At 73.1% G+C, this 21,209-nt stretch carries 20 protein-coding genes and 1 pseudogene; 12 read left to right on the top strand and 9 right to left on the bottom strand.

Annotated features, from left to right (window positions below):
* Positions 1 to 3 precede the first annotated feature (3 nt).
* From ACIRR8_RS19040 to ACIRR8_RS19030, 3 genes are all read left to right on the top strand, one after another.
* The gene (locus tag ACIRR8_RS19040; RefSeq protein WP_404065859.1) at positions 4 to 972 is read left to right on the top strand and encodes a carbohydrate ABC transporter permease; all 969 of its coding nucleotides are present in this window, start codon (positions 4 to 6) and stop codon (positions 970 to 972) included.
* An 18-nt stretch (positions 973 to 990) separates the two neighbouring features.
* Positions 991 to 1,944, top strand: a complete 954-nt coding sequence (locus tag ACIRR8_RS19035; RefSeq protein WP_404065856.1) for a carbohydrate ABC transporter permease — start codon at positions 991 to 993, stop codon at positions 1,942 to 1,944.
* 180 nt (positions 1,945 to 2,124) lie between these two features.
* Positions 2,125 to 3,726 carry a glycoside hydrolase family 13 protein gene (locus tag ACIRR8_RS19030; protein ID WP_404065853.1) on the top strand — a complete coding sequence of 534 codons (1,602 nt, stop codon included), beginning with the start codon at positions 2,125 to 2,127 and terminating at the stop codon, positions 3,724 to 3,726.
* 83 nt (positions 3,727 to 3,809) lie between these two features.
* Here the strand turns inward: ACIRR8_RS19030 and ACIRR8_RS19025 are convergent, their stop codons facing one another.
* Entirely contained in the window at positions 3,810 to 4,745 is a 936-nt protein-coding gene (locus tag ACIRR8_RS19025) for an aminoglycoside phosphotransferase family protein (protein WP_404066556.1), read from the bottom strand.
* A gap of 250 nt (positions 4,746 to 4,995) precedes the next feature.
* On the opposite strand from ACIRR8_RS19025, the gene ACIRR8_RS19020 reads away from it, so the two are divergent.
* Positions 4,996 to 5,643, top strand: a complete 648-nt coding sequence (locus ACIRR8_RS19020; RefSeq protein WP_404065850.1) for a lysophospholipid acyltransferase family protein — start codon at positions 4,996 to 4,998, stop codon at positions 5,641 to 5,643.
* A gap of 95 nt (positions 5,644 to 5,738) precedes the next feature.
* Positions 5,739 to 6,542, top strand: coding sequence for a VOC family protein (locus tag ACIRR8_RS19015; RefSeq protein WP_404065847.1), 804 nt, complete (start codon positions 5,739 to 5,741; stop codon positions 6,540 to 6,542).
* A 16-nt stretch (positions 6,543 to 6,558) separates the two neighbouring features.
* Here the strand turns inward: ACIRR8_RS19015 and ACIRR8_RS19010 are convergent, their stop codons facing one another.
* From ACIRR8_RS19010 to ACIRR8_RS18995, 4 genes are all read right to left on the bottom strand, one after another.
* Positions 6,559 to 7,407 (bottom strand): endo alpha-1,4 polygalactosaminidase, encoded by an 849-nt coding sequence (locus ACIRR8_RS19010; RefSeq protein WP_404065844.1) that lies wholly within the window; start codon positions 7,405 to 7,407, stop codon positions 6,559 to 6,561.
* A 74-nt stretch (positions 7,408 to 7,481) separates the two neighbouring features.
* On the bottom strand, positions 7,482 to 8,807 hold the full coding sequence (locus tag ACIRR8_RS19005; protein ID WP_404065842.1) for a sensor histidine kinase: 1,326 nt from the start codon (positions 8,805 to 8,807) through the stop codon (positions 7,482 to 7,484).
* Positions 8,804 to 9,466 (bottom strand): response regulator transcription factor, encoded by a 663-nt coding sequence (locus tag ACIRR8_RS19000; RefSeq protein WP_404065839.1) that lies wholly within the window; start codon positions 9,464 to 9,466, stop codon positions 8,804 to 8,806. The genes ACIRR8_RS19005 and ACIRR8_RS19000 overlap by 4 nt, the downstream gene beginning before the upstream one ends.
* A 68-nt stretch (positions 9,467 to 9,534) precedes the next feature.
* Positions 9,535 to 10,449, bottom strand: a complete 915-nt coding sequence (locus ACIRR8_RS18995; protein WP_404065836.1) for a LysR family transcriptional regulator ArgP — start codon at positions 10,447 to 10,449, stop codon at positions 9,535 to 9,537.
* A 66-nt stretch (positions 10,450 to 10,515) separates the two neighbouring features.
* On the opposite strand from ACIRR8_RS18995, the gene ACIRR8_RS18990 reads away from it, so the two are divergent.
* Positions 10,516 to 11,127 (top strand): LysE/ArgO family amino acid transporter, encoded by a 612-nt coding sequence (locus tag ACIRR8_RS18990; RefSeq protein ID WP_404065834.1) that lies wholly within the window; start codon positions 10,516 to 10,518, stop codon positions 11,125 to 11,127.
* Positions 11,128 to 11,165: 38 nt separating this feature from the next.
* Here ACIRR8_RS18990 and ACIRR8_RS18985 read toward each other — a convergent pair whose 3' ends face one another.
* Positions 11,166 to 11,804, bottom strand: coding sequence for a ScbR family autoregulator-binding transcription factor (locus ACIRR8_RS18985; RefSeq protein ID WP_404065831.1), 639 nt, complete (start codon positions 11,802 to 11,804; stop codon positions 11,166 to 11,168).
* A 238-nt stretch (positions 11,805 to 12,042) separates the two neighbouring features.
* Here ACIRR8_RS18985 and ACIRR8_RS18980 point away from each other — a divergent pair, with 238 nt between their 5' ends.
* The 3 genes from ACIRR8_RS18980 (at position 12,043) to ACIRR8_RS18970 (ending at position 14,704) form a co-directional block, all read left to right on the top strand.
* Positions 12,043 to 12,912, top strand: a complete 870-nt coding sequence (locus ACIRR8_RS18980; protein ID WP_404065828.1) for a ScbA/BarX family gamma-butyrolactone biosynthesis protein — start codon at positions 12,043 to 12,045, stop codon at positions 12,910 to 12,912.
* 68 nt (positions 12,913 to 12,980) lie between these two features.
* Complete coding sequence (locus tag ACIRR8_RS18975; protein WP_404065825.1) at positions 12,981 to 13,841, top strand: SDR family oxidoreductase; 861 nt, start codon at positions 12,981 to 12,983, stop codon at positions 13,839 to 13,841.
* Positions 13,842 to 14,020: 179 nt separating this feature from the next.
* Positions 14,021 to 14,704 carry a ScbR family autoregulator-binding transcription factor gene (locus tag ACIRR8_RS18970; protein WP_404065822.1) on the top strand — a complete coding sequence of 228 codons (684 nt, stop codon included), beginning with the start codon at positions 14,021 to 14,023 and terminating at the stop codon, positions 14,702 to 14,704.
* Positions 14,705 to 14,713: 9 nt separating this feature from the next.
* On the opposite strand, the gene ACIRR8_RS18965 is transcribed toward ACIRR8_RS18970, so the two are convergent.
* Together ACIRR8_RS18965 and ACIRR8_RS18960 are read right to left on the bottom strand one after the other, a co-directional pair.
* Entirely contained in the window at positions 14,714 to 15,145 is a 432-nt protein-coding gene (locus tag ACIRR8_RS18965; protein ID WP_404065819.1) for a GNAT family N-acetyltransferase, read from the bottom strand.
* A 47-nt stretch (positions 15,146 to 15,192) separates the two neighbouring features.
* Complete coding sequence (locus tag ACIRR8_RS18960; protein ID WP_404065817.1) at positions 15,193 to 16,101, bottom strand: helix-turn-helix domain-containing protein; 909 nt, start codon at positions 16,099 to 16,101, stop codon at positions 15,193 to 15,195.
* A 153-nt stretch (positions 16,102 to 16,254) separates the two neighbouring features.
* On the opposite strand from ACIRR8_RS18960, the gene ACIRR8_RS18955 reads away from it, so the two are divergent.
* Entirely contained in the window at positions 16,255 to 17,295 is a 1,041-nt protein-coding gene (locus ACIRR8_RS18955; protein WP_404065815.1) for an NAD(P)-dependent alcohol dehydrogenase, read from the top strand.
* Between the two features lie 76 nt (positions 17,296 to 17,371).
* Here ACIRR8_RS18955 and ACIRR8_RS18950 read toward each other — a convergent pair.
* Positions 17,372 to 17,728, bottom strand: a pseudogene (locus ACIRR8_RS18950) (ArsR/SmtB family transcription factor); the annotation flags it as partial.
* Between the two features lie 158 nt (positions 17,729 to 17,886).
* On the opposite strand from ACIRR8_RS18950, the gene ACIRR8_RS18945 reads away from it, so the two are divergent.
* Positions 17,887 to 19,020 (top strand): NADH:flavin oxidoreductase/NADH oxidase, encoded by a 1,134-nt coding sequence (locus ACIRR8_RS18945; protein WP_404065812.1) that lies wholly within the window; start codon positions 17,887 to 17,889, stop codon positions 19,018 to 19,020.
* Positions 19,021 to 19,075: 55 nt separating this feature from the next.
* Positions 19,076 to 21,163 (top strand): FUSC family protein, encoded by a 2,088-nt coding sequence (locus ACIRR8_RS18940; protein ID WP_404065809.1) that lies wholly within the window; start codon positions 19,076 to 19,078, stop codon positions 21,161 to 21,163.
* Positions 21,164 to 21,209 lie beyond the last annotated feature (46 nt).

The following is a 21,209-nucleotide window of genomic DNA, read 5'->3' as shown; positions in this document are numbered from 1 at the left end:
GCCATGAAGACCACGTCCCAGCCCGCTCCACCCGCGGTGACGCGGCCCGCCGGCGCGACGCCCCCTCCGGGGGGCGCCCGCCCGGCGGGCCGCGGGCCCCTCTCCCCGCTCCGCCGGAAGATCGCCGACCAGGCCACCGCCTACGCCTTCCTGACCGGCGGTCTCCTCTGCTTCATCCTCTTCTCCTGGTACCCGGCCATCCGGTCGGTGATCATCGCGTTCCAGAAGTACACACCCGGCTCCGACCCGCAGTGGGTGGGCACCGCCAACTTCACCCGGGTCTTCCAGGACCCGGAGTTCGCGGCGGCCTGGCGCAACACGCTCACCTTCACCGTGCTCGCGCTGGTCATCGGCTTCGCCATCCCGTTCGTCATGGCCCTCGTCCTCAACGAGCTCCGCCACGCCAAGGCGTTCTTCCGCGTCGTCGTCTACCTGCCGGTGATGATCCCGCCGGTGGTCAGCGCCCTGCTGTGGAAGTGGTTCTACGATCCGGGCGCGGGTCTGGCGAACGAGGTGCTCGGCTTCCTCCACCTGCCCACCTCGAACTGGACCAACGGCGCCGACACCGCGCTGGTCTCCCTCGTCATCGTCGCCACCTGGGCCAACATGGGCGGCACCGTCCTCATCTACCTCGCCGCGCTCCAGGGCATCCCCGGCGAGCTCTACGAGGCGGCCGAGCTGGACGGCGCCTCGCTCTGGCAGCGCATCCGGCACGTCACCATCCCGCAGACCCGCTTCATCATCCTGATGCTGATGCTGCTCCAGGTCATCGCGACGATGCAGGTGTTCACCGAACCCTTCGTCATCACCGGCGGCGGGCCGGAGAACTCCACCGTCACCGTGCTCTACCTGATCTACAAGTACGCGTTCCTCTACAACGACTTCGGCGGCGCGTCCGCCCTCAGCGTGATGCTCCTGCTGGTGCTCACCGCCTTCTCCGCCCTGTATCTGCGACTCACCCGCACCGACTGAGAGGAGCGGCCGCCCACCATGACCCGGACAGCTCCGCCCCCGGTACAGCAGCCCGCCGCCGCCCTCGCCGGGCGGCCGGCGGACGCACCCGCCGAGCGCTCCGTACGCACCCTCGTCTCCCCGCTCGCCCTCGCCGGCCGGCGCGGCAAAGCCACGTACTGGTCGGTGTTCGCCCTCGTCGTCGTCCTCTTCGCCTTCGCGTTCCTCTTCCCCGTCTACTGGATGGTCACGGGCGCGATGAAGCCGCCCGAGGAAGCGGTCCGCACCCCGCCCACCCTGGTCCCCGAACAGTGGCAGGTGACCGGCTACACCGACGCCTGGGACCTGATGCGGCTGCCGACCCACCTGTGGAACACGGTGGTCCAGGCGACCGGCGCCTGGGTGCTCCAGATCGTCTTCTGCACGGCCGCCGCCTATGCCCTGTCCAAGCTGAAGCCCGCCTTCGGCAAGGTGATCCTCGGCGGCATCCTCGCCACCCTGATGGTCCCGGTCCAGGCTCTCGTCGTACCGAAGTACCTGACCATCGCGGACATGCCGCTGATCCACGTCAACCTGCTGAACGACCCGCTGGCCATCTGGCTGCCGGCCGTCGCCAACGCCTTCAACCTCTACCTGCTCAAACGGTTCTTCGACCAGATCCCGCGCGACGTCCTGGAAGCCGCCGAGATCGACGGCGCGGGAAAGCTCCGTACGCTCCGGTCCATCGTGCTGCCCCTGTCCCGGCCGGTGCTCGGCGTCGTCTCCATCTTCGCGCTCGTCGCTGTGTGGCAGGACTTCCTCTGGCCCCTGATGGTCTTCTCCGACACCGAGAAACAACCGATCAGCGTCGCCCTGGTCCAGCTCTCCCAGAACGTGCCCCTGACGGTGCTGATCGGCGCCATGGTCATCGCGAGCATCCCGATGGTCCTGATGTTCCTGGTCTTCCAGCGGCACATCATCGCCGGGATCAGCGCGGGCAGCACCAAGGGCTGACCGACCGGCCGCACCAAGGGACGGCCGACCGGCCGCACCGTGGGCCCCTTCGACCCGCCGCCGCCCCCGGCCTTCCCGCCCCGCTCCGGGGCGGCGGCGTCAGAACCTCCAGCTCCTCCCTGTTGCGCGGACCGGCACACCCCGCCGGCGACCGCGCCCCGTCCGAAAGGAACCCGCCTTATGGAAGGCAGCCTGCTTGCCGCCGACGACTGGTGGCGCTCGGCCGTCATTTACCAGGTCTACGTCCGCAGCTTCGCCGACGGCGACGGCGACGGCACCGGCGATCTGACGGGTGTGCGGTCCCGGCTGCCCTACCTGGCCGAACTCGGCGTCGACGCGCTGTGGTTCACGCCCTGGTACCTCTCGCCGATGGCGGACGGTGGCTACGACGTCGCGGACTACCGGGTGATCGACCCGGCCTTCGGCACGCTCGCGGAGGCCGAGAAGCTCATCGCCGAGGCCCGGCAGGCGGGAATCCGGACCATCATCGACATCGTCCCGAACCACGTCTCCGACCAGCACGTCTGGTTCCAGGCGGCGCTGGCGGCGGGCCCCGGCAGCCCGGAACGCGCACTCTTCCACTTCCGGCCCGGCCGCGGCGAGGACGGCGAACTGCCGCCCAACGACTGGGAGAGCGAGTTCGGCGGAGTGCCGTGGACCCGGGTCGCGGACGGCGAGTGGTATCTCCACCTCTTCGCCACCGAACAGCCCGACCTCAACTGGGCCCATCCGGCCGTACGCCAGGAGCATGAGGACGTCCTCCGCTTCTGGTTCGAACGCGGTGTCGCCGGGGTCCGCATCGACTCCGCCGCCCTCGTCGCCAAGGACCCGGCGCTCCCGGACCTCGCCGGACACCCGGGACCGCACCCGTACGTCGACCGCGACGAGCTGCACGGCATCTACCGGGGCTGGCGGGCCATCGCGGACGAGTTCGACGGCATCTTCGTCGGCGAGGTCTGGCTCCCGGACTCCGAGCGCTTCGCCCGCTACCTCCGCCCCGACGAGCTGCACACCGCCTTCAACTTCAGCTTTCTCAGCTGCCCCTGGGACGGCGAGCGGCTGCGCCGGTCCATCGACGAGACCCTCGCCGAACACGCCCCGGTCGGCGCCCCCGCCACCTGGGTCCTCTGCAACCACGACATCACCCGCACCGTCACCCGCTACGGCCGCGAGGACACCAGCTTCGCCTTCACCGCGAAGGCGTTCGGCGTCCCCAGCGACCCGGAACTCGGCACCCGCCGCGCCCGCGCCGCCGCCCTCCTCTCGCTCGCCCTGCCCGGCTCCGTCTACCTCTACCAGGGCGAGGAGCTGGGTCTGCCGGAGGCCGACGTACCGCTGGACCGCATCCAGGACCCGATGTACTTCCGTTCCCAGGGCCGCGCCCCCGGCCGCGACGGCTGCCGCACCCCGCTGCCCTGGGCGGCGGACGAACCGTACGCGGGCTTCGGCTCCGCGGTGGAACCCTGGCTGCCGCTCCCGGCGGACTGGGCCTCCCGCGCCGCCGACCTCCAGGCCACCGACCCCGACTCGATGCTGGCCCTCTACCGCGAGGCCCTGCGGCAGCGGCGCTCGCTGCCCGAACTCCACACCGGACAGCTGCGCTGGCTGAGCGAGGAGCGGGACGTCCTCGTCTTCGCCCGCGGCTCCGGCCTGGTCTGCGTGGTCAACCTGGCCGAGAGCCCCGCCGACCTCCCCGCGCACACCGGCGTACTGCTGGCCAGCAACCCCCTGGACGAGGACGGCCGGCTGCCCAAGGACACGGCGGTGTGGCTGGCGGTCTGATCGCGTACGAGGAAACCGCCCCCGGACGCCGTCGCGGTGTCCGGGGGCGGTCTTGAGGCCGCCACGACCGTCCCGGCGCCGGATCATCCGGCCCGGTGCTCCAGCAGGGTCGCGGCGAGGGCGACCTGGGCGGGTTCCAGCGCCGTCCTCCCGTCCTCGATGTCCCAGAGCGCGTTCTGCAGCACCCGGCCGAGCGTCCAGCCGGTGGCCCGCCGCCGGTCCAGCGCCAGCGTCTCGGTGAGCTGGTCGAACCGGTGCAGCACCGGGCCCGTCACCCCGCCCTCCACCACCCTCTCCCAGCGGATGTCCAGGGCGGGCCACAGCTCGAACCCCGGGTCCCCGGCCAGCGGTTCCGGGTCGATCGCGAGCCACGGTTCACGCTCACCGGCCAGCGCGTTGCCGTCGTGCAGATCCCAGTGGAGCAGCCGGTCACCCGCCTCGCCGGCCAGTTCGGCCACGGCCGCCGCACAGGTGCGTACGAGCTCCCGCTCCGCCGGATCACGCAGCAGCACCAGCGCCCCGGGCGCCCGCGCCACCATCGCGGCGGCGATATCGCCGAGCCGGCGCATCCCCGGCGGCGCGGGCACCGCCGACAGCCGCGCCATGAGCCCGGCCAGCACCCTCATCACCACCGCGTCGTCCGGCTCCGCCGACAGCGGACGCCCCGCGTCCAGCCGTTCCAGCAACTGGGCACCCGCCACCGGATCGACCTCGACCAGCCGCACCACCCCGCCGCCGTCCCAGGCCCGGAGCCCGGCGGCCACCCCCGCGTTCTCCTCACCGGGCGGCTGGAGCTTGAGCACGGCGCGGGTACCGTCCGCGCGGACCACCGGCAGCACCAGCCCGGCCATGCCGTGGGCGACCTGCCCGTCCCGACGGAGCTCCCAGCGGCCCAGGAACTCCGCCGCCAGCCGGGGCAGCGCGGCCAGCCACGCCTGGCCCCGGGCATCGCCGGGCGCACCGTACGACGCGACCAAGGCGTCCGGGACGTCGAAGGCCGGAGAGGGGACGGAGGGCATGGAAGCACCGGGGCTCATACGGGCAACTCCTCAAAGAACGCCCCCTGACCGCGTCGGGAGGCAGCATCGGCGACCCTCGCAGTCTGCCGCCAGGCCGTACGCCCCGCGCACCCTTTTCCGCCGGGCGTGGCGTGCGGGCCGAGCACCCCACCCACCCCCGGCTGAGTATCCGCACTCAGGACGAAGGCCCACGCCGCCGCGACGATGATCACGACCGCCCAGGCCACCCCACCAGGACCTCAGGAGAACCGTGCTCAGCAGCGTCGCAGCCGCCGTCATCCCTTGCCTCGGCCGCCTCACGGTCACCTCCGACCACACCGCCGCCCCGGTCCCCGGCTCCATCATCGTTGCCAACCACACCTCCCTCGCCGACCCCGGCGTCGTCCTCGCCGCGCTGCTCCGCCTCGACGTCGAACCGGTCGTCCTGGCCACCGCCGGCCTCTGGCGCGTCCCGGTCCTCGGCCGGCTCCTGGAGAGCGGCGGCCACGTCCCCGTACACCGGGGCACCCACCGGGCAGCCGAGGCTCTCGACACGGCCGCCGCCGCGCTCCGGTCGGGCCGGCACGTCCTCATCTACGGGGAGGGCCGGATCCCGCCGCGCACGGATGCGGCCGAGGCGCCGCCGGAGAGCTTCCGCAGCGGCCTCGCCCGCCTGGCCCACGCGTCCGGCGCGCCCGTCGTCCCCCTCGGGCAGGCCGGCGCCCGCCGGGTGACCTCCGGCTCGGTCGCCAAGCAGATCGCCGGATTCCTCACCGCCCCCGCTCGCCGCCCCCGCCTCCACGTCCACCTGGGCGCGCCGCTCCACCTGCCGATGGGCGTCGACGCAGCGACCGCCACCGCCCGCGAAGCCGTCACCGCCGCCTGGCGCACGGCCGCCCGGCACCTGGGGAGTCTCTGACCATTCCCGGTGGGCGGGCGACGCCCGGGTGGCGCCGCCGACCCCGGCAGCGTAGGTATGGAGGGCACGTTGTTCCGGCGAGGAGACGGATCCCGATGACGGAGGCCGAGCGGACCCCCCCTGTGCACGGCGTTCCCTGCTGGGTCAGTCTCATGACCAGGGACCCGCGCGCCGCACAGGACTTCTACACGGCCGTCCTCGGCTGGGACTTCCGCTCCGGCACCCTGGGCGAGGGGTTCACCGTCGCGCACGCCGACGGGCTGCCCGTCGCCGGGATCGGCCGGATCGGGCCCGGTCTGCCGACCGCCACCACCTGGACCCCGTACTTCGCCGTCGCCGACGTGGACGCCACCGCCGCCCGCGTACGGGAACGCGGTGGCACCATCGCCGTCGGACCGATCCGGCTCGGCCCCGGCAGAGGGGCCGTCGCCGCCGACCGCGAAGGGGCCGGGTTCGGCTTCTGGGAGGGCCGCACACCGCCCTGGTCCATCGGACGCGGCAGCGCACCCGCCTCCCTCGAACTCCGCACGAGCCACGCCTTCGACGCCGCGATCTTCTACTCCGAGGTCTTCGGCTGGGACCCGCACGACCCCGGCGGCTGCGAGGTCGGCTATGTGTACCAGCAGGACACCGTCGTCGTCCGCCAGGGCGGGCTCACCGTCGCCACCCTGCGCGGCGGCGGCGACGGTGCGTCCCCCGACCCCCGGCTGCGCCCCCGGTGGCACGTCCGCTTCCGGGTCGACGACCTGACGGCGGCCACCGAGGCCGCCCGGAAGGCCGGCGGCGAGGTCGCGCCGCCGACCCTCTCCCCGGACGACGGACCCGAATCGATGATCGCCGACCTGGAAGGCGCCCTCTTCACGGTCGGCTCCCGCCGGAAACCCGAACCCCGCCCTTGATGGGTGCGCGGGCGGGTCAGCAGGTGCGGAAGACGTACCCCTTCCGGCCCGCGGGCCGGACGTCGAGGTCACGCTGGACCACGGAGAGCTTCGAGCCGACGGCCGAGCAGGCCTTGGAGAAGTCGCGGGCGGTGTACTCGATGACGAAGACCTTGTTGCCGTAGGCGGTGGCGTAGTCGGCGCACTCGTCGTAGCGCCCGCACTCCTCGGCGACCGCGAAGTCGAAGCCGATGCTCTTGCGCTGTCCCAGCAGGTCCGTGGTGTTCTTCTGGCCGATCGCCAGCCCCGCCGCGTGCGCCCGCGTGGCCAGCAGCTTGGCGAACGCCGCGTTGTGCGCCCGCGTGAGCCGGCCTCCGGAGCGCTCGTACGAGTCCAGGTTGTCCGGCTCCACCGCCTGGAACCCGGACTTCGCGCAGCCGTCGATCCAGCCGCCGACGATCTTCGCGAGCCGGGTCCGCTTGGCGGCCGTCGAGGTGTCCAGCAGCGCCTCGCCCCACGCCTCGTCGTTGACCGGCGTGCCGCTGCCGTCGCGCAGCAGCAGGTCCGGGTTCTGCTTCTGCCACCAGTCCATCGCGTCCGGCTGGGTCTGGAAGGCGTTGACGTAACAGACGTTGTACAGACCGCGCACGGGCTTGGCGCCCCGGTCGCGCGAGAGCGCCTTGACCCCGGCGGGCGGGGTGTAGGCCCCGCCGATCTGGTAGTCGAAGGTGGCGTTGGCCGTCGGGAGGACGACCTTCGGCGCGGGCTTGGCCGCGAAGGCGCTGGAGAGCAGGAAACCCGCGCCGGCCGTCACGGCGACCCCGCCGGCCAGGGCCGCGAGTGTGGAGCGGCGGCGGAGGAACGGGGTGGCGGCGTGCTGGGGCATGGGGAGGCTCCTGTGCGTGGTCCGTGTACCTGCCTCCGCATCATGGACGGCCGATCATGAGCGAATCGTGAGCGTCACCCGTCGCCCTTCCGTCTCCGCCGCGACCGGGCCGGCGCGAGCCGCAGTACGAACACCGCACCGCCGCCCGGCCGGGCACGCACGGTGAGGCCGCCCCGATGAGCGCGGGCCACCCGGCCCACCAGCGAGAGGCCGATGCCCGTACCGCCGCCCGGCGAGCGGAACCGCTCCATCAGCTCCGGCAGCCGCCCGGGCTCCACCCCTGCACCCCGGTCGGCGACCGAGACCTCCGGTCCGCGCACGGCCACGAGCACCTCGGCCCCGCTCGCCTCCCCGGGCGTACGGCCATGGCGTACGGCGTTGTCGAGCAGGTTGCGCACGGCCACCCGCACCAGCGCCGCGTCCGCCGCGACCACCGACTCCTCCAGCCGCAGCTCCATCCGGTGCCCGCCCTCCGGCAGCTCGGCGCACACCTCCTCCACGAGTTGGTCCAGCCGCAGCGGCTCCGCCCGTACGGAGTCCACGGCGGCCTCCAGCCGGCCCCGCGTCAGCAGGTTCTCCACCACCTGGTCCATCCGGTCCGCCGCCCGACGGATCCTCGGCAGATGGGCCTCCGGCCCGCCGGTCCCGTGCTCGGCCATCTCCACCGAGCCGCGCATCACCGCCACCGGCGTCCGCAGCTCGTGCGCCGCGTCGGCGAGCAGCCGCTCCTGCTGCTCCAGCGCCTGCCAGGCGGGCCGCATGGACCGCCCGGAGAGCACATGCCCGGTGAGCGCGGCCAGTGTGGTGAGCGCGGCGCACCCGACGACGAGCGAGAGGACCAGACTGCGGTGCTCGGCCGACCCGTACGCCGGATCCCCGACCGCGACGGCCGCGCCCGCCACCTCGTCGGTCGCGTCGTGCCAGAAGGGCACGGCCAGCAGCCGGACAGGACCGCCCGTACGGTCGCGGGCCTCCTGACGCACGGTCTCCTCCGTACGCATCGCCGAACCCGCCGCCCGGGTGAGCGCCGCGGCCGGTACGTCGAACTGCTGGACGCTGCCCCGGAACACCACGGCCGGACCGCCACCGGGCCGCTCCTCCAGCACCACGATCTGCGGCGTGCCGGCGGTCGCCTCGTCGTCGGCCAGGCCGTCGAGGCGGATGCGGTCGTCCTGGTAGTAGACGAGCGAGGCCGCGACGGCTGCCCGGCGGCGCATCTCGTCGTACTCGGCGGCCTCCCGGGACCGGTCGTCGGTGCGGATCACCAGCCAGGACAGACAGCTCAGCCCGGCGACGGTGATCAGCGTGTACGCGGCGGTCAGCCGCAGCTGGAGCCGGCGCAGCCGCCTCCGGGCCGGAGAGCCGCGCCACGCCGACCCGGTGCCTCTCGTGCGCCTCACGCCGGGCCCATCAGAAACCCCTGGCCCCGCACGGTCCGCACGAGAGACGGGCTGCCGAGCTTGCGCCGCACTCCGGCGAGGACCGCGTCCACCACATTGGAGACCGGGTCGGCCATCTCGTCCCAGCAGTGCTCCAGCAGCGCCGTCCGCGTGACGACGCTGCCCTGGTGGACCAGGAGCTGCTGGAGCACGGCGTACTCCTTCGGGCTCAGCGAGAGCAGCACCCCGCCCCGCCGCACCTCACGCCGCGCCAGGTCCATCACCACGTCGGCGCAGCTCAGGAAGGCGGGTAGCCGCTCGGCCGCCCGCCGGGTCAGGCTGCGCACCCGCAGGACCAGCTCACGCATCGCGAACGGCTTGGCCAGATAGTCGTCCGCCCCGCTCTCCAGCCCGTGCACCCGGTCGTCCAGGGCGTCCAGAGCGGTGAGGCAGAGCACGGGCACCGACCAGCCCGCCCGGCGCCTGCTCTCCAGCCGCGTGAGGGAGTCGCCGGAGGGCAGCATCCGGTCCAGGACCACACAGTCGTACGCGGTGACGTACAGCATCACGTCCGCCTCCGGCCAGTCGTCCGCACCGTCGACGGCGAACCCCGCCTCGCGCAGCCCCGCCGCGATCACGGCCCGCAGGTCGTCGTCGTCCTCCACCAGCAGCACGCGCAAGGGGTACGCCTCCGGGTCACTCGGGGTGGCCCCCGGGCGCTTTGGGCCTGGGGGAGGGACCCGTCATCCTAAGCGGCCCCGTCGAGCGCCTCGGCGGCCTCCGCCACGACCGCCCCGGCCACGGTGGCGAGCGCCGGTGAGTCGAGCTTCCACTGCTGCCAGTACAGCGGGACGTCGATGTGCCGGTCCGGGGCGAGGAGGACCAGGCGGCCGGTGTCCAGCAGCGGACGGGCATGGACACCGGGCAGCATGCCCCAGCCCATCCCCGCGGCCACGGCGTCCACGAACCCCTCCGACGTCGGTACGAAGTGGCGCCGCGCACCCGCCCGCCGACCGCACCCGAGCGCGCGGACGAAGGAGTCCTGGATGTCGTCGCGCCGGTCGAAGTCCACCACCGGCGCGTCCGCGATCAGCTCGCGCAACGGAGTCCCCGTACCGAGCCCGAGCCACCGCCCGGCGAAGGCCGCCGTCGCCACCGGCAGATAGCGCATCCGGCCCAGACTCCGCACCGAACAGCCGGACACGGCCTCGGGCGAGGAGGTCACCGCCGCCATCACCAGCCCCTCGCGGAGCAGCGCTGCCGTATGGTCCTGGTCCTCCCGGCGCAGCTCGTAACAGATGCCCAGCTCCTCCGGCACGCGGCCGAGAGCCGGCAGGAACCAGGTCGCCAGGGAGTCGGAGTTCACCGCGATCGTCACCCGCGTCGGCTCGCCGGGTCCGGACATCCCGAGCGCCGCCTGCGCGTCCTGCTCCAGCCGGGCCAGCTGCCGGGCGAAGCGGACCACGACCTCGCCGGACTCGGTGGGCCGCACCGGCTTCGTCCGCATCAGCAGCACCCGGCCGGTGCGCTGCTCCAGGGCCTTCACGCGCTGACTGACCGCCGACGGCGTCACGTGCAGGGCGTTGGCAGCCGCGTCGAAGGTGCCTTCGTCGACGACGGCCAGCAGGGTCCGCACCTGGTCGAGTGGCAGTTCCGACATCACAGCAGCTAATGATACGTAAGAATCATTAGCTGTACACGGATGCCGGACCTGCCTAGCGTCTGGGTCATGACCAACGCTCTGACCACCGCGGCCGCCGGGTTCGGTACCGGCCTCTCCCTGATCGTCGCCATCGGCGCCCAGAACGCCCTGGTCCTGCGCCAGGGCGTCCGCCGGGAGGCCGTTCTCGCCGTGGTCGCCATCTGCGCCCTCTCCGACGCCGTCCTCATCACCCTCGGGGTCGCCGGCGTCGGCGCCGTCGTCGTGGCCTGGCCGTCCGCCCTGACCGTGGTCTCCCTGCTCGGCGGCGTGTTCCTGATCGGCTACGGCCTCCTCGCCGCGCGCCGTGCCTTCCGCCCGTCGGCCCTCCTCGCCCAGGACGCGCCTTCGGGGGCGAAGCGGGGCGTGGTGCTCGCCTGCCTCGCGATGACCTGGCTCAACCCGCACGTCTACCTCGACACGGTCTTCCTCCTCGGCTCCGTCGCCGCCGACCAGGGTCCGCGGCGCTGGACCTTCGGACTCGGCGCGGTCCTCGCCAGCGTCTGCTGGTTCGCCGCCCTCGGCTTCGGCGCCCGGCTGCTCAGCGGCGTGCTCGGCCGTCCGTCGTCGTGGCGCGTGCTGGACGGACTGGTCGCCGCGATGATGATCGGCCTCGGCACCCGGCTGGCCCTGACCGCCTGACCGCCTGACCGCCTGACCGCCTGACCGCCTTGGGGAAGTCAGTACGCGGGCGTCGGCCGGGCCAGGTGACTGGTGCGCTGAGGGCTGAGGTCCAGGGCGGTGAGGACGGAGGGAGCGGCGATGCTGGGCAGGATGTGCCGCTGGAGCGTGATGTAACGCTGTTCCAGATCGCGGTAGTTGGTCAGCGTCTGGGAGACGGCCTGGGTGCCGGTGAAGGCCGCGACATAGACGTCGGCGGTCTCCGCGGGGTTGACGTGCGGCAGGAGTTCGCCGTTCTGTTCGGCTTGGGCGAGGAGGTCGTGGGTGGTCCGGTGCCAGCGGAGGAACGGGCCGGTGCGGTCCAGGCCCTGGGCCTGCTGGTCCATGGAGAGACGGACTCCGGCGCGGGCGAGGAGACTGGTGCGGAGGCGATGGGTGAACAGCATCCCCATGTCCACCAGCTCCTGGAGCTTGAGGAGTTGGTCGGGAGCCGGCGGCGGGGGCTCCTGAGCCTCGATCACACCGAGCGCGAGCTCCTCCTTCGACGGGAAATGAAAGTAGAGCGCGCCTTTCGTGACCCCGGCGATCTTGAGAATTTCGGTGATGGTGGCCGCCTGGTAACCGTACTTCTCGAAAATCTCGGCCGCTGCCATCAGGATTGCCTGGCGGGTTCGGATCGCCCGGTCCTGCTTGGCCATCCCTGTCTCCTTCGTCGGGCTGTGCCGGTCGTGCGGCCGGACCGGCGGGGTGTCAGGCGAACTGCGGGCATAGAAAAAAAACCGCCTAGTCTGTATCTTATCAGCGCGCGTGCACCGCAGGAACGGCTCGCCCAACACATGACCCCTGGGGGGAGTTATGCCAGAAGCAGCAGTGTTGACCGGTCCTGTAGCGGCGTCGGCCGTGGGCCCGGAGGTCCGAGTGGTGCATCCGGTGGGAATGGAGCTGGTTCACCGGAGCAGGGCCGAGGACGCCTTTCCGCGCAACTGGCAGCGGCTGGGGCCGGATCGGTTCCACGTGGAGGCGGTGCTCCCGCACGACCATCCGTTCTTCGCTCCGGTGGGCGCCGACCGGCATGACCCGCTGCTGGTGACGGAGGCGATGCGGCAGGCGGCGATGCTGGCCTTCCACGCCGGGTACGGAGTCCCCGTCGGCCACCACTTCCTGATGGCGGATCTGGACTACGCGATCCGGCCCGAGCGCCTGGTCGTGGGCGGCCTGCCCACCATCATCGACGTGGAGGTGATCTGCTCCGAGCTCAAGTGGCGTGGTGGGAGGCCGGTTCAGGGCCGTGTGGACTGGGTGGTGCGTCGCGCGGGCCGGCTGGTCGCGACGGGCATGGGCGCGACGAGGTTCACCAGTCCGCGGGTATACCGGCGGATGCGCGGCGGATCGGCGGAGCCGGGCGTGGCGATACCGCGTGCCGTGCCGGTCGACGCCACCCGGGCGGGCCGTGGCCGGCCCGAGGACGTGGTCCTCTCGGAGGGCTCCCGCGACGGCCTGTGGGAGCTGCGCGTGGACACCCGGCATCCGACGCTCTTCCAGCGGCCCAACGACCATGTGCCGGGGATGCTGTTGCTGGAGGCGGCCCGGCAGGCGGCGAGCCTGGCCGCCGGGGACCGCGGGTTCGTCCCGGTCGAGGGGCGTACGCACTTCCACCGGTACGCGGAGTTCGGCAGCCCGTGCTCGATCGCCGCGGAGGTCCTGCGGAGCGTGTCACCGGGCGAGGCGAGGATCCGGGTGACAGGACGCCAGGACGGCGAGCCGGTCTTCGACACGGTGCTGTCGGGCCCGGTCGGCGCGGGCTGAAGGCGCGCGCACGGACGCGGTGTCGCAGGTGGAAGGCAAATCATGACGGTGTGTGAGGAGTGCGTGGCGTGATTCTGGTGACAGGCGCGACCGGGACGGTGGGCGGCGAGGTCGCCCGTCTGCTGGCGGCCGACGGTCCGGTACGGATCCTGGCGAGGCGGCCCGGGCGGGTGACGGTGCGAGGGCCCGAAGTCGGCGTCGTGGCGGGGGAGTACGGGGACCGCGACTCGCTCGACCGGGCGCTGCGCGGGATCGACTCGGTGTTCCTCGTGACGAACAGCCCCACGGAGCCCGATGACGAGAGGGTCGCCGCCGCGGCCGCGGCGGCGGGCGTCCGCCACCTCGTGAAACTGTCGATGATGGCGGTGGAGGAGCCGGACGCGGACGACTTCATCACCCGGCTCCAGCGGAGCAACGAACAGGTCATCAGGGAGTCCGGAGTGCCCTGGACGTTCATCCGGCCCCGGACCTTCATGTCCAACACGCTCTCCTGGGCCAAGGGCATCGCATCGGACGGTGTGGTGCGCGCCCTCTACGGGCGCTCGCCGGTCGCGTGCGTGGACCCACGGGACATCGCGGCGGTGGCCGCCGCCGTCCTCACCGGCCAGGGCCATGAGGGACAGGCGTACGCGGTGTCGGGCCCGGAGGCGATCACCGCGTACGAGCAGACGGCTCAGCTCTCCGACGTGCTCGGCCGGCCGCTGCGCTTCGAGGAGCTCACCCTGGACCAGGCGCGCGAGGCGCTGCTCGCGCGCTATCCGCAGCCGGTGGCCGAGGCGTTCATGGAGAGCGCGGAGCGCCAGCGGGCCGGGGCGAAGGCGGTCGTGCTGCCCACCGTCGAGAAGCTGACGGGCCGCCCCGCCAGGACGTTCCGTACCTGGGTTACGGACCATGCGGACTCTTTCGGCACGGTCGAACCCACCGGATAGCGGCCTTCGCAAGGTAACTGACCCCGCTCCGCACAGATATTCCCCTGGAAATCAAACCGGTAAGTTGGTTTCATATGCCCTATGACGCTGCTTCACCGCTCCGGCGGAGAGCCCCCGGCCTCCGTGGCCCACGGCCCAAAGCCCCTTCCCGTCCGCATCTGCCTCCTGCGGAGGCCCCGGTGACCAAGCAGCTGCGCGCCGCGCGCACCCGCCAGGCCCTCATCAGCTCGGCGGCCATCGTGTTCGAGGAGCACGGTTACGGGCAGGCGCGGCTTGCCCTGATCAGCTCCGGCGCGGGCGTCAGCACGGGCGCCCTCCACTTCCACTTCGAGAACAAGGACGCGGTGGCCCAGGCCGTGGTCGCGGAGGCGTCGCACAACCTGCTGGCGGTGTCCGGCGCCATCCGCCGCAGAACGGGCACGGCGCTGCAGACCCTGATCGACACCGCGCACGCCCTGGTGGACCTGCTCGGCCGCGATCCGGTGACCCGCGCCGGATTCCGGCTGAGCTACGACCGAGAGCGAGGCGGCGAACCGGGCCTGCCCGCACAATGGCAGCGGTGTGTAGGCGAGTTGCTGGACGAGGCGGCCGCCGCCGGCACCCTCGCGGACGGCGTCTCCCGTACGGACGTCACCGCCGCGACGGTGGCCGCGACCACCGGGTTCGAGGTGCTCGGACGCTGCGAGTCCCAGTGGCTCTCCGCACGGACACTCACCGGCTTCTGGCGCCTCCTGCTGCCCTGCCTCGCCGCCCCGGAGGCCCTGCCCCTGCTCGACCCGTCGGGCACCACCGCGGCGACGGAGGCCATCACGGGCCGGGCCGGACGCGAGGCGTACGGCGTGGAGACGGCGGCGCCGATCTGACCGCGCGGCTCAGCCCGCGCCCATCGAGCGGTACATGCCGATCGAGTCGTGCGCGGCGGTGTCGGTGAAGCCGAACTTCTCGTACAGGAAGCGCGCGGGCCCGTCCGCGATCAGGGAGACGTACGCGGTGGCGGGCGCCCGGCGTTCCAGCTCCTCGGTGAGCGCGGCCATGATGCGCCTGCCGAGGCCCCGGCCCTGGTGCGCGGGGTGCACGCAGATGTCGACCACCTGGAACGCGGTGCCGCCGTCGCCGATGATCCGCCCCATGCCGATCGGCTCGCCCTCGTGGTGGAGGACCACGCCGTGCCACGTGTTGGGCAGGGCGATCGCGACGGCCTCCGGCGCCTTGTCGGAGAGCCCGGCGTCGGTGCGCAGACGGCGGAACAGCTCGACGGACGGTACGCCCACCCGGAGCTCGTAAGGGTCAGCAGTGTCTTCCATGCATTACACGATAGAGCAACGGCCGGTCCGGTCCGTCCGGCCTGACCTCACCCCGCCCTGCCGCCCACATCCGCACGCCGCGCGTCCGCGCCCCAGCTCGCCAGCAGCCGCAAGGCATCGGCCGACGCCGAGCCCGGTTCGGCGTGGTAGGTGACCACGTACTGCTCCGGATCGTCCGGCAGGTGCAGCGTCTCGTACGACAGGGCCATCTCCCCGACCAGCGGATGCCGGATCAGCTTGGTGCCGTGGCCCTTCTCCTTGACGTTGTGCGTGGCCCACAGCCGCCTGAACTCGTCGTTCTTGACGGAGAGTTCACCCACCAGTGCGGAGAGCTGCGGATCGTCCGGGTGGCAGCCCGCGTACAGGCGCAGATAGCTGACCATGTCCGAGGCCTTGGAGTCCCACTCCACGAACAGGTCCCGGTAGGCGGGGGAGAGGAACACGAGCCGCGCCCAGTTGCGCTCCTCGGCCGGCAGCGCGCCCCAGTCGCCGAAGACCGCCGCGGCCATCGGGTTCCAGGCCAGGATGTCGGAGCGGGCGCCGGAGACGTACGCGGGAATGCCGTCCAGGCTGTCCAGCAGGTGCAGCAGCCCGGTCCGCACCCGCTGCACCCGGGCCGGCCGGCGCTTCTTCTTGTGCTGCGCCGGCTTGGCCATGTGCGTCAGATGCGCGTGCTCCGCGTCGCTGAGCCGCAGCGCGCGGGCGATAGCGTCGAGCACCTCGGCCGACACATTGCGCCCGTTGCCCTGTTCCAGCCGCGTGTAGTACGCCACCGAGACACCGGCCAGCTGCGCCAGCTCCTCGCGCCGCAGCCCCGGCACCCGGCGGGCCCGGCCGAACTCCGGCAGCCCCACGTCCTGCGGCTGGAGCCGGGCCCGCCGGGTGCGCAGGAACTCGCTGAGCTCGGCGCGCCGGTCGAGCGGCTCGGGGGCGGAGGGGTCGGGCGAAACGTCCATGGCTCCCATTATTCCTGGTCGTACGCGCACGAGCCTGTCCCTGCCGGTGGTAGGCCCGCTGGACGTAGGCAAAGCGGTGACCTGGGTAAGCGCGGCCGGGACCGTGATGCTGGGAGACGTTCCTACCGCATCACCCAGAGGAGAACCTCCGGCATGACCACCGTTGCCGCTTACGCCGCTCCCCGTGCCAAGGCCCCGCTGGAGCGCACCACGATCGAGCGCCGCCCGGTGGGCGAGTTCGACGTCCTGATCGACATCAAGTTCGCCGGTATCTGCCACTCCGACATCCACCAGGCCCGCGACGGCTGGGGCGAGGGCATCTTCCCCATGGTCCCCGGCCATGAGATCGCCGGGATCGTCACCGAGACCGGGCCCGGCGTCACCAGGTTCGCGGTCGGCGACCGTGTCGGTGTCGGCTGCATGGTCGACTCCTGCGGACAGTGCGACGCCTGCCTGCTGGGCCGCGAGCAGCACTGCGCCGAGGGGAACACCCAGACGTACAACGCCATCGACCGCAGCGGCGAACCGACGTACGGCGGCTACTCGACGCATGTCGTCGTGACCGAGGGCTTCGTCGTCGGTATCCCCGAAGGCATCGCGCTGGACGAGGCCGCGCCGCTGCTCTGCGCGGGCATCACCACGTACTCGCCGCTCCGCCGCTGGGGTGCCGGCCCGGGCAAGAAGGTCGCGGTCATCGGTCTCGGCGGCCTCGGCCACATGGCCGTCAAGATCGCGCACACCCTCGGCGCCGAGGTCACGGTCCTCTCGCAGTCGCTGCGCAAGAAGGACGACGGGCTCAAGCTGGGCGCGGACCACTACTACGCGACCAGTGACCCGAAGACCTTCGAGGAGCTGGCCGGAACCTTCGACATCATCCTCTCCACGGTCTCGGCCCCGCTGGACTTCGGCGCCTACCTCGCGCTGCTGCGGACGGACGGCACCCTGGTCAACGTGGGCGCGCCCGAGGAGCCGGTCTCGATCAACCTCTTCTCGCTGATCGGCGGCAACAAGTCGCTGGCGGGCTCCGCGATCGGCGGGATCGCCGAGACCCAGGAGATGCTGGACTTCTGCGCCGTGCACGGCCTCGGCGCTGAGGTCGAGGTCATCGCGGCGGACCAGGTCAACGAGGCGTACGAGCGGGTCCTCGCCAGCGACGTCCGCTACCGCTTCGTGATCGACACCGCGACCATCTGAGTGGTCTGTTCAGCAGCCGTACGCCGTGGGGCCCCGGCCCGCGAAAGGGCCCGGGGGGCCCCGCGGACCGGGCGTAGGCGGGAGGCGCGCCCGCGCGCGCCCCCGCCCCGACGGCCTTCAGGAGCCCGGGGAAGCGGGCCTCCAGGTCGTCCTCGCGCAGCCTGCTCATGCGAGAGGTGCCCTCGTAGTGCTGGCGGATGACGCCCGCCTCGCGCAGCACCTTGAAGTGGTGGGTGGTGGTGGACTTGCTGACCGGGAGGTCGAAGGCGATGCAGGCCATGTCCGCGTGCCCGTCCGCCAGTTCGCGCACGATCGTCAGCCGGACGGGGTCGGCCAGCGCGTGCAGCAGGCCTTCCAGGCGGATCTCCTCCGCGGAGGGATGGGCGAGCCGGCGCCCGGACGGGGCGGCGACGTCGGGCTCGATCGTGGGCATGGGCGGCCTCCTCAGGTCTCGCACCTCTAAAGTACGAACATCCTCGTAGTTTGACAACTGCCGTACTACGAGGACTATCGTACTGGCCATGACGGTCCCGCCCTCCGGCGAGGGCGGGACCGCCACTCCGTGCCCCGACCCATCGAGGAGACGTACCGGTGAGTGCTCTGTTCACGCCCCTGACCCTGCGGTCCCTGGAGATCCCCAACCGCGTGTGGATGTCCCCGATGTGCATGTACACCGCCGCCTCGCACGGCCCCGAGGCCGGGGTGCCGACGGACTTCCACCTCACCCACCTGGCCTCCCGCGCCGCCGGAGGCGCCGGGCTCGTGATGGCCGAGGCCACCGGCGTCCGCCCGGACGGCCGGATCAGCCCGTGGGACCTCGGCCTGTGGAACGACCGCCAGCAGGAGGCCTTCACCCGCATCGCCGCGGCGATCACCTCCCACGGCTCGGTCCCCGCCATCCAGCTCGCCCACGCCGGCCGCAAGGCCTCCACCCAGCAGCCCTGGAACGGCGGCGGCCCGGTCGCCGAGAGCGACGGCGGCTGGCAGCCGGTGGCCCCCAGCGCCGTCGCGTTCGACGGCCTGCCCGTCCCGCACGAGCTGACCGAGGACGAGATCCAGCAGCTGGTACGCGACTTCGCCGCGGCCGCCGAGCGCGCGCTCGCCGCCGGATTCCGGGTCGTCGAGATCCACGGCGCCCACGGCTACCTGATCAACTCCTTCCTCTCCCCGGCCGCCAACCACCGCACCGACGCCTACGGCGGCAGCTGGGAGAACCGGCTGCGCTTCCCGCTCCAGGTGGTCGACGCCGTCCGCGAGGTCTGGCCCGACGACCTGCCCGTCCTCTTCCGCACCTCGGCCACCGACTGGCTCACCGAGAACGAGGAGGACCCGCGCGAGGGCTGGACCGGCGACGACACCGTCCGCCTCGCCAAGGAGCTGACCGCCCACGGCGTCGACCTGCTCGACGTCTCCACCGGCGGCCTCGTCCGCGACGCGCAGATCTCCGCCCACCCCGGCTACCAGGTGCCGTTCGCCGCGCAGGTACGGCAGGCCACCGGCACACCCACCTCCGCGGTCGGCCTGATCCTGGAGCCCGTCCAGGCCGAGGAGATCGTCGCCTCGGGCCAGGCCGACGCCGTCATGCTCGGCCGTGAGCTGCTGCGCGACCCGTACTGGGCCCACCGCGCGGCCGACGCCCTCGGCGCAGAGCCCCGCTGGCCCGACTCGTACGGCTACGCCGTGGTCCGCCGCCGCACCGCTCGGAAGGATCCGGCCAAGGCCTGACCGCCCGCCCGGGCCCGTCCGCCATCGCGCGCGGGCGGCCCGGTCCGGGCCGACAATGGCGGATGTGACCCCCACCGGGCAGGAGAGGGCGACCATCCTCCGCCGGGCCTTCCGCGTCGCCGTCGCGGCGAGCGCGGGGTTCTACCCGCTGCTGTACGGCGCCGGGCTCCCGGTCATGGCGCTGTACGCCCTCTTCGCCCCCATCGCCGTCGGCCTGCTCTCACCGGTCCCCGGCTCCGGCCGCCAGCGGGTCTCGGTGATGCTGTGGGCGCTGCCGTGGGCCCTGGTCCTGGCGACCCTTGGCACACTGCTCGCGGTGGACACCTGGGCGGCCGTCGGCGGCATGCTCATGGTCGGGTTCCTGCTGGCGTTCGCGGCGGTGGGCGGCCCGCGCCCGGCGGGGGTCGCGCCGGGCCTCCACCTCTTCTACATCCTCGCCTGCTTTCCGCCGTACGCCCCCGACACCCTCGGCCAGCGTCTGGCCGGGCTGGCCATCGGCGTCCTGGCACTCGCCGCCTGCGAACTGCTGCTGCCCGACCCGCCCGCCGCCTCCTACCGGGAACGCCTCGCCCGCGCGCTCGGCGAGGCGGCCCGCGCGGCCGGACCCGGCGGCGTACCACCTCAGGAGCTCCGGGCGGTGGGCGCGCGGCTGAGGCTGGCCTCCGTACCGCCGGCCGAGCGCCCGGCCGGCGCGGGACGGACGGACCGCGCGCTGGAGCAGGGCGGCCGCGCGGTGCGCCGGCTCCTGGACCAGCTGGCCACGCTCGCCGAGACACCACCGGCGGCCGCCGACCCCGCGTCCGCCGGCCTGCTGGACCGGGTCTCCGCGGTGTGCACCGCCTGCGCCCGCTTCCTGCGCACCGGAGCCGGCCCACCGGAGGCCGGTGCGCTGGAGGAGGCGATGCGCCGCTTCCAGGCGGAGCGCGTACGGCTGGCCTCCGGGCCGCCCGGCGAGCGGCCGCCGGTCGCGGTCCTGCGCCGGCAGTCGCGGGTGCTGGCGCTGGCCGAGTCGGCGCGGATGGTGGAGATCACCGCCGACATCGCCGTCCACGGCCACCCCACCGAGCCCGCCGTCCCGCGCCGGCTGTTCTGGTACGCGGATCTGTCCACGCCGAGACTCTGGGCCCGGCGGGTCACCGGCAACGTGACGTTCCGGTCGGTGCTGTTCCAGAACGCCCTGCGGACCGCGCTCGGACTCGCGGCGGCCCGCGCGGTCGCCGGCTCCCTCGACCTGTCCCACGGCTTCTGGGTGCTGCTCGCCGTCCTGACCCTGGGGCGGACGACGGCCGGCGCGACCTGGCGGGCGGTCCGGCTGGCGGTGGCCGGGAACGCGGCCGGGGCGCTCGCGGCGGGAGCGCTCCTGATCGGACTGGGCCCGCACACCGACGCCTACGCCGCTCTGCTCGCCCCGGTGATGCTGGCGGCGTTCGCCCTGGGGCCGCTGCTGGGCATCCCGTACGCGCAAGGACTGTTCACGCTGGTCGTCGCCACCGCGTTCGCCCAGATCGAGCCGGTCACCTGGCGGCTCTCCGAGGCGCGGATGGTCGACGTCGTCACCGGCAGCGTGATCGGCCTGCTGTGCGGGCTCCTCGCCTGGCCGGCCGGAGCCCGGCGGGAGGTCCACCGGGCCATGGCGGAGCTGCTGCGCGCGTGCGCCCCGCTGGTGCCGGTGACGGCGGACGCGCTGCTGGCGCCGCCGGGCGGTTCGCGGGCCTCACCGCAGACCCTGCCGGGCGTCCACCGGCTGCGCCTGGCCGAGGCGGCGTACGCGCAGTACCGCACCGAGGCGCCGGGAGAGGACACCCGTACCGACTGGCACGCGATGCTCATCGCGGCCAACCACATGCTCCTCGGCGCCCACTGGCTGCCCCGCTTCGGCCTCCGCCCCGGATCCGGCGCGAGCGCCCCGGCCGCCGCCCGGGCCCGGATGACCGCGCGGGAGCTGGTGGCGGAGACGGACCGGATCGCCTCCCGGCTGACCGGCGGCGGCCCGGTGTCCGTTCGGCGACGGGCTGGACCGGACGGCTGTCCGCCGACGCCGCTCTCGGTCGACCTGGAGGTGTGGATGACGAGCCTGGCCGAGCAGCTCACCCGGATCGACGCCTCGCTGACCCCGCCGTCGTCCGGGCCGAGTCCTCGCTGACCTCGCGGCCCGGCTCCGGCGGCCCGCCCGGCCCGCCCGGCCCGGA

It is taken from the genome of Streptomyces sp. NPDC101178, from assembly GCF_044767965.1.
GTDB lineage: Bacteria > Actinomycetota > Actinomycetes > Streptomycetales > Streptomycetaceae > Streptomyces.
Note: the sequence above shows the minus strand (reverse complement) of the source record. Positions and strands in the feature narration are given on the sequence as shown.